Here is a 7,384-nt window from a genome sequence, read left to right on the forward strand (position 1 = left end):
GCCCGGTCTCAGGAGGCGGCGCGCAGCCGGGTGGCCGCGGACTCCGCTTCTCGTACGACCCGTTCGGTGTCGATGCCGACGAGGCGGCCGTCGAGTTTGAGCGGACGGCCGTCCACGAAGACGGCGCGGACGTTCTCCGGGCGGCCGTTGAAGACGATCTGGTTGACCCAGTCGAAGCGCGGGGCGAAGTTGAGGGCGGCGGGATCGATCACGATGACGTCGGCGCGCTTGCCGGGGCTCAGCGATCCCACCGTGCCGGCCGTGCCGATCGCCTCGGCTCCGCCGATCGTGGCCATCCGCAGGACGTCCTGCACCTGGGGGAACACCGAGGTCCCCATCGAGCGTGCGCGCTGGAGACCGATGGCGGCCTTCATGAGGGCGAAGAAGTCGGAGCTGTCGTTGGTCCCGCCGTCCTGGCCGAGCCCGGCCTTGACGCCGCGCCGCCCGAGGTCCGGCAGCCGCATGATCCCCGAGCCGAGACGCATGTTGCTGAGCGGGCAGTGCGCGACCCGTACGTCGTGCGCGGCCAGCGCGGAGATCTCGTCGTCGGTGAGGTGGATCGCGTGGTTCATGAGCAGCCGCGGACCCAGCGCGCCGATGTCCGTGAGGGTGCCCACGGGGTCGTCCGCGCGCTGCTCGGAGCGTTCGAGCACGTGGCTGTTGAGCATGATCCCGAGGTCGCGGGCGATCTCCCAATGCGCTTGGTTGAGGCCCTTGATGGCCCGCGCCGCGTGGGTGGCGACCTGCGCCGAAGCGAGGGGGAGCGGGTCGAGGAGCTCCTTCTTCGTCCGGGCGATCAGCGATGCTTCCCGTTCCCCCTGGAACATCGCGTAGGCGAAGCGCACGCCCGTGTCGGCCAGGGCCCGTACGTACTGGACCGTCGTGTCGTAGGGGAGGGCGTCCACCCAGTCCACGAGCGTGGTCACGCCGGACTGGACGGAGTCGAGCGCGCCGAGGCGGACGAAGCGGTACATGTCCGCGGGCTCGATCCGGGAGAACGTCGCCCGGTTGCAGTCGGCCAGCCAGCCGAAGAGGTCGCGGTCGGCGCAGCCGCCCCGCATCGACGACTGCCACAGGTGGGTGTGCACATCGACGAACCCCGGCATCACCAGCCGGCCCGAGGCGTCGATGACCTGGGTGCCGGGCGGGACGGTCAGCCGTTTCCCCACGGCCGCGACGGCGCCGTCCCGCATGAGGACGTCCGCGTGCTCGACCGTCCCCAGCGGGCCTTCGCCGAGGGCCGGGTCCATGGTGAGCACGAGTGAGGCGTTCCTGAGCACGGTGGTCCGGGCCGGGGGCGTTCCCCCGTACGGCCGGCTCCTTGCCGCGCCCAGGACGAGCGGAGCGGCCGCGGCGATGCCGAGGCCGCCCAGGACGCTGCGACGACTGGGCGCCCCCGTTTTCGGCGCGGGCACACGGGTTTCCGGTAAGCGGTTCGGGGCGGGTTCGGGACACTCGCTGAGCGGGTTCATGGCTTGTGGCCTCCCAACGCACGAGGGTGCAATCGGCCCTTGCCCGCGCTGACAGGAGGTCAGATGACGGCGGGCGGGCTATCCGAATCGTCCATCTGTCCCGTGGCTTTCCGATAGAGGTGCGTCAACATTTTGTAGAAGAACTGGGGACGGGGGCTGGGGCTGGGGGCTGGGGGCTGCGGGCTGCCTACGAGGAGTCCCGTGCCTCCGAGCCGCCGTGGAGCGACTCCGCCGGCGGCCGCTCGCGCAGGGCCCCGTACGCGATGAAGTAGGCCGGCACCCGGTTCAGCCACCGGGATCCGGTGACGAGCTCCGTCAGCCGCTTCGCCGCCCGCGGGTGGCCGACCGCGCTCCGCCCGGCCAGCAGCGGCCCGATGACCCGCGCGTGGGCCGTGCGTTGCAGTCCCTGGGTCGCCAGCGTCGTGGGCATGCGGCGGCGCTGCACCCGGCGTACGTCGTGCAGCCCCACGGTCCCGGCGCGCAGCGGGCCCACGAGGTGGCGGGCCGCCGCCACCGCGTCCTGCACGGCGAGGTTGATGCCGATGCCGAAGACCGGCGACATGGCGTGGGCGGCGTCGCCGATGCACAGCAGCCCCGGCCGGTGCCAGCGGCGCAGCCGGTCCAGCCGTACGTCGAGCAGCTTGACCTCGTCCCAGGAAGCGACCGAGTGCGCCCGGTCGGCCAGCCACGGGACGGCCCGGGTGAACCGGTCCATGAACCGGTCCAGGCCTTCCGCGCGGAGCTCGGCATCGGTTCCCTTGGGGATGAGCCCGGCGATCTGCCAGTAGTCCCCGCGGTCGATGAGCGCACTGAAGAACCGCTCGCCCAGGCCCCCGACGAGCCCGCTGGGATCGCTCGCGTGGCGCGGCATCCGGAACCACCAGGCGTCCATGGGGCACGGGAACTCCTCCAGGCCCAGCTCGGGCAGCACCCTGGCGAAGGACCCGCGGCCGTCGCAGGCCACGGTCAGCGTGGCCCTGATCTCCCCGGTGGCGCCGTCCGCGGTCCGGTAGCGCACGCCGGCGACCCGGCCGTGTTCCATGAGGAACGACGTCGCCTCGGTGTTCATGCGCAGCCGGAAGGAGGGTTCCCTGCGCGCCTCGTCGGCGAGCAGGTCGAGCAGGTCCCACTGCGGCACCATCGCGATGTAGTTGTACTTCCCCGGCAGCGCCCCGATGTTCCCGATCGTCACGAGGGAACGGTCCGGCCCGATGGGCAGTTGCACCGAGGTCACCCGCCGCTGGGGCAGCCGCGCGAACCGCTCGGCGAGGCCGATGTCGTCGAGCAGCGCCAGGGTGGAGGGGTGCACGGTGTCGCCGCGGAAATCGCGCAGGAAGTCGCCGTGCTTCTCCAGCACGGTGACCTCCACCCCGGCCCGGGCCAGCAGCAGGGCCAGCACCATCCCGGCGGGTCCGCCTCCCACCACGCAGCAGGTCGTACGCTCCACGAAAACCCATCCCTTCGCAGGTCCGGGCCCGGCCCGGCGAGGCGTTCCCGCTCATCCTCTTGCCGGGGCGGCCGGACTCGCCGACGATGCTGCAAGGCCCCTTCAGGCCTGGTTCCACCAGGCCCCTGACGGGGCATCGAAATCATAGGGGGATACGGTGACAAACCAGAGCATTCCGAGGAAGCGTCCCCGTGCGGCGGTGTCCGCACTGGTACCGCTGCTCGTGCTCGCCGGCCTGCTGCTCGGCCCGGCGGCGACCGCCACCGCGGCCGTGTCCGCCCCGTCGGCCGCCCGGCAGGCTCCCGCGGCCGCCGCCCTCCCGCGAGGCCCCCTCCTGGCGGGCGCCGGCGCGGTGACGGTGCTCCGCGCGCCGGAGTCCTCCCAGGTACAGGCGGTGACCGGCAACAAGAAGAAAAAGAAGAAGAGCAAGAAGAAGGGCGGCCTGTTCAAGAGCCTCCTCATCGTCGTGCTCCTCGTCATCGTGGTGATCGCGATCGTCTTCGGGGTCCGCATGTTCCTGCGCCGCAGGTCCTCCTAGGAAGCCGCGGCATGGCGCCCGTCTCCCTCATCGTGGTCGGCGCCGGTGAGCGGGGTGCGAAGCATGCGCGCTGGGCCCTGGAACACCCCGGCCGGGCGCGCGTCGTCGCGGTCGCGGAACCGCGCGCCGTCCGCCGGGAGCGGTTCGCGGCGGAGCACGGGATCGCCGCGCCCGACGCGGTGACCGACTGGCGCGAACTCGCCGCTCGCGGGCGGATCGCGGACGCGGTGCTGATCTGCACCATGGACCGCCAACACCTGGAGCCGGCCCTCGCGTTCGCCGGGCTCGGCCACCACATCATGCTGGAGAAGCCGATGGCCCTCGACGAGGCCTCCTGCCGGGCCGTCGTCGCCGCCGTGGAGCGGGCCGGAGTGATGCCGGCCGTCGGCGACGTGCTGCGCTACACCCCGTACACCACTTCACGCCCGCCCACCGCCCCGCCGGCGCGGCCGACCGGTGCCTGGACTGCTCCGTCGAGGCCGATTGCGCCTTCTCCGCCCGGCGGATCTACGGGGAGCGGCTCGCGGCGGGGGACCACGGCTGGCCGCTTTCGGTCGTCGTCGACGAGCCGACCGGGCCCGCCCTGGAACTGGCCCTGCGCGAAGGCCCGTACGGCCGCTGCGTCTACGCCTGCGACAACGACGTCGTCGACCACCAGGTCGTCGCGATGGAGTTCGCGACCGGGGTCACGGCCACCTTCACGATGACCGGCTTCACCAGGATGACGGACCGGCGCACGGCGGTCTTCGGCACCCGGGGAGAACTGCACGGGGACGGCGCCACGGTGCGCGTCCACGACTTCCGCACCGGTCTCGACGAGGTCATCGACTCCACCGCGGTCGGTGACATGAGCGCGGCCGGCGGCCACGGCGGCGGAGACGGCGGCCTGATGGACTGCTTCGTCGAAGCCGTGGCCACCGGGGACGCCTCCCTCATCCGCTCCGGCCCCCGCGAGTCCCTGCTGAGCCACCTCGCGGTCCTCGCGGCCGAACGCGCACGCCGGTCCGGAACCGTGGAGGCGGTGCACGCCGACATCTGACTCCCCGGTGAGCCCCCGGCGCTGTCAGTGGCTCCCCCTAACGTCCCGTTCATGACGCGAACCGCACACACTTTCGCCTATGCCCGCCCCTCCTCCCTGACCTCCGCCGCGACGGGCCAGTCCCTCGGGCTGGAGACCGCGGGCGGTCTGACGCCGGCAGGAGCCGAGGCCCACCCGCAGTTCTTCGCCGGGTTCCTGAGTGCCCCTCAGGCCGCCGCCCGCGCCCTGCTCGCCGTCGCGGACGTGGCCGCGGCCCGCTACTACCGCCGCACCCTGCGCGCCTCCCTCGACCCGGTGGTCACGGGCAACGGAGACCGGCTGCGCTTCGAGTCCTTCTCCGGCTGCTGCGGCGTGTACGCCCGCCTCGACGTGCTGCCCGAGGGCCTGCGCGGCGCCGACACCGGGCACGGCACCACCAACGTCGACGTCAACAACCCGCTGCGCGAAGCGCTGTCCCGGCTCACCGGCGACGATCCGCTGCACCTGCGGGTCGGCCCCGACGAGCTGGCGGTCACCACGCTGGAGGGCTCGGTCGTCGAGAAGAAGGTGCCGCTGCCCGACCGCTGGCTACGGGGCTTCGCCGAGTCCCAGGCCATCACCACCGGCTTCGACCTGCGCGCCGAACTGGGCGCCGCCGAAACGGCCCGGTTCCTGCGCTCCCTCCCGCGCACCACGACGGGCGGCGCGGCCGCGGGCGGCCCCCTCTGGGTGGTACCCGCGGGCCGGACCCTGCGGCCCACCACCCGGCCCGTCCCTGGCGCCGTCTGCCTCCCCGGCCCCGAGCGCCTCGCCGCCCTCCAGCGGGTGCTGCGACAGGCCGTCGCCCTGCGCGTGTACGGTCCCGCGGCGGACGGAGCCCACCCCACCGCCTCCGCCTGGGAGATCGGCCTGCCCGGCATGCGGCTCACCCTCACCCTCTCCCCGGAGGCCGACCGCGGATTCTCCGGCGAAGGCGCCGTCCTGGAGGCCCTCGCCACCGACGAGGCGGCCCAGGACGCCGAGCTGATCTCCGTCCTGCTCGCCTGGGAACCCCGCATCGACCCGGCCGACCTCGCCGAACAGTCGGGTCTCCCCGTCGAGCGGGTCCGGGCCGCACTCACCCGCCTCGGCACCGCCGGCCGGGTCGGCTACGACATCGCCGAAGCCGCGTACTTCCACCGCGAACTGCCCTACGACGCCCGCCGCGCCGAACGCCACAACCCGCGCCTCGTCGCCGCCCGCGCACTGCTCGACGCCGGCGCGGTCGCCCTGGACCGCCCCGGCACCTCGGTCGTGACCTCGGGCGAACGCCGCTACCAGGTACGCGAGTCCGGAGGCGCACTCAGCTGCACCTGCCAGTGGTGGGCCGACCACCGCGGCCGCCGCGGCCCCTGCAAGCACGCACTCGCCACCCGCATGGCCCTGCGCGCGGCCACCGACACCGCCCGCACCGTCACCACCGCCACCACCGGAGCCGCACGATGAACAGCACGACCTCCACCGCCGCGCAGGCCACCGCCGCGCAGGCCACCGCCCCCGGGCAGCCCTCCGTCGACGGCGTCCTCGACGCCGTGCGCACGGGACGCACCGCCGCACTGCCCGGGCTCCTGCGGCCCCTGGACCGTACGCAGCGCCGCGACCTGCTCGCCGGCCTGAAGCAGGTGCGCGGCGAACTGCGCGCCCAGGGCTGGGACGGCTGGCAGCAACGGGACCTGATGAGCACCGCCCTGGTGGTCGCCGGAGCCGGCTGCCACACCGGCGCGGCAGCGGCCGCCGCTTGGATCGGCGCCCGGGACATGCGCCGCTGGCAGCAGGTCCCCGTAGCAGTGCTCCTCGACGTCCTGGGCGACCGGGAGCCGTCATGGCTCGGCGATCTCGCCCACCGGCTGGCCGCCCGGGCCTCCACCGCCGAGCAGGACTACCCGCTGATCAGCGAACTCGTCCGGCTCGCCGACTGCCCGATGCCCACCACCGACGGCTGCGTCGAGGGCTGGGCGATGGCCGTGGGGACCTCCCGCGCCCCGCTCGCCCACGCCCTGCGGGGCGACCCCCACGCCGGCGCCCTCGTACCGCGCCTCTTCGAGACCGCCGAGCCGGTCCGCGTCCTCGGCTGGCGCTGCGATCCGCGCGATCCCCACCACTGGCCGGCGGCCCTGGCCGGGCTCGCCGCGGACGGCATCGTGGCCCGGGCCGCGCTCCTCGACGGATGCACGGCCCGCCTCCTGCGCGGAGGCAAGTACCACCAGCTCAAGCCCTACCAGGCGATCTGGCAGGCGCTGCGTCCGACCGAGGAGGAAGAGCGCGAGCGCGCCGCCGACTGGATCGCGCTGACCGCCGACGCCCCGTCCCCGGTGGCCGGGTACGCCCAGCAGACACTGGCCCGGCTCGCCGCCGCGGGCCACCTCGGCCACCGACTGCTGGCCGAGATGTCGGCAGCCGTCCTCTTCCGCCCCGAGAAGAAGCTCGTCCGCGCCCAGCTCGTCCTGCTCGGCAAGGAACTGCGCCGTGACCCGGCCGCAGCCCCCGAGCTGCTGCCGGTGCTCGGCGAAGCCTTCGGGCACACCGACACCGACATCCAGGAGCGCGCGCTCAAGCTGGTCGCCCTCCACCTCACCGAGGACCCGGCCCTGCGCGCCGAACTCGCCGAGCAGGCCCGGCTGCTGAGCCCCGCCCACCACGCACGCGCCGTAGAACTCCTCGGACAGGACGCGGCAGCCCCCGCCGAGGACACCGGCCCCTACCAGGAGCTCCTTCCGCCGCCCCCGGCCCCGGCCCCGGTCGCGCCGACGCCCGGAACGGTCGCGGAGACCGTGGAACTCGTCGCCGCCGTCATCAACTCCCGCACCACGAACGTCGAGGAGTTCGAGCGGGCCCTCGACGGCCTGGTCCGGCACGCGCACCGGGACCGC

6 protein-coding genes and 1 pseudogene are annotated in these 7,384 nt (G+C 73.8%); 5 read left to right on the forward strand and 2 right to left on the reverse strand.

Features of this window, described 5'->3' with window-relative positions; translation table 11 throughout:
* Window positions 1-8: 8 nt before the first annotated feature.
* Complete coding sequence (locus ACWCP2_RS35345) at window positions 9-1,415, reverse strand: amidohydrolase family protein (RefSeq protein WP_450912653.1); 1,407 nt, start codon at window positions 1,413-1,415, stop codon at window positions 9-11.
* 244 nt (window positions 1,416-1,659) lie between these two features.
* Entirely contained in the window at window positions 1,660-2,919 is a 1,260-nt protein-coding gene (locus ACWCP2_RS35350) for an FAD-dependent oxidoreductase (protein ID WP_450912654.1), read from the reverse strand.
* 199 nt (window positions 2,920-3,118) lie between these two features.
* Between ACWCP2_RS35350 and ACWCP2_RS35355 the strand changes: the two genes are divergently transcribed.
* The 5 genes and pseudogenes from ACWCP2_RS35355 to ACWCP2_RS35375 form a co-directional block, all read left to right on the forward strand.
* Window positions 3,119-3,457, forward strand: coding sequence for a hypothetical protein (locus tag ACWCP2_RS35355; RefSeq protein ID WP_450912655.1), 339 nt, complete (start codon window positions 3,119-3,121; stop codon window positions 3,455-3,457).
* Window positions 3,458-3,468: 11 nt separating this feature from the next.
* Window positions 3,469-4,164 carry a Gfo/Idh/MocA family protein gene (locus tag ACWCP2_RS35360; RefSeq protein WP_450912656.1) on the forward strand — a complete coding sequence of 232 codons (696 nt, stop codon included), beginning with the start codon at window positions 3,469-3,471 and terminating at the stop codon, window positions 4,162-4,164.
* Complete coding sequence (locus ACWCP2_RS35365; RefSeq protein WP_450912657.1) at window positions 4,125-4,496, forward strand: hypothetical protein; 372 nt, start codon at window positions 4,125-4,127, stop codon at window positions 4,494-4,496. Before ACWCP2_RS35360 ends, ACWCP2_RS35365 begins: the two co-directional genes overlap by 40 nt.
* A 51-nt stretch (window positions 4,497-4,547) precedes the next feature.
* Window positions 4,548-5,960, forward strand: a complete 1,413-nt coding sequence (locus tag ACWCP2_RS35370; protein WP_450912658.1) for an SWIM zinc finger family protein — start codon at window positions 4,548-4,550, stop codon at window positions 5,958-5,960.
* Window positions 5,957-7,384, forward strand: a pseudogene (locus ACWCP2_RS35375) (DUF6493 family protein); the annotation flags it as partial. The gene ACWCP2_RS35370 and the pseudogene ACWCP2_RS35375, both read left to right, overlap by 4 nt.

This window comes from Streptomyces sp. NPDC002104 (genome assembly GCF_053593795.1).

What these genes read in the sequence shown, in the direction of transcription:
- ACWCP2_RS35360 (WP_450912656.1), top strand. Translation starts at nt 3,469, where the DNA reads ATGGCGCCCGTCTCCCTCATCGTGGTCGGCGCCGGTGAGCGGGGTGCG.
- ACWCP2_RS35370 (WP_450912658.1), top strand. Translation starts at nt 4,548, where the DNA reads ATGACGCGAACCGCACACACTTTCGCCTATGCCCGCCCCTCCTCCCTG.
- ACWCP2_RS35365 (WP_450912657.1), top strand. Translation starts at nt 4,125, where the DNA reads ATGGAGTTCGCGACCGGGGTCACGGCCACCTTCACGATGACCGGCTTC.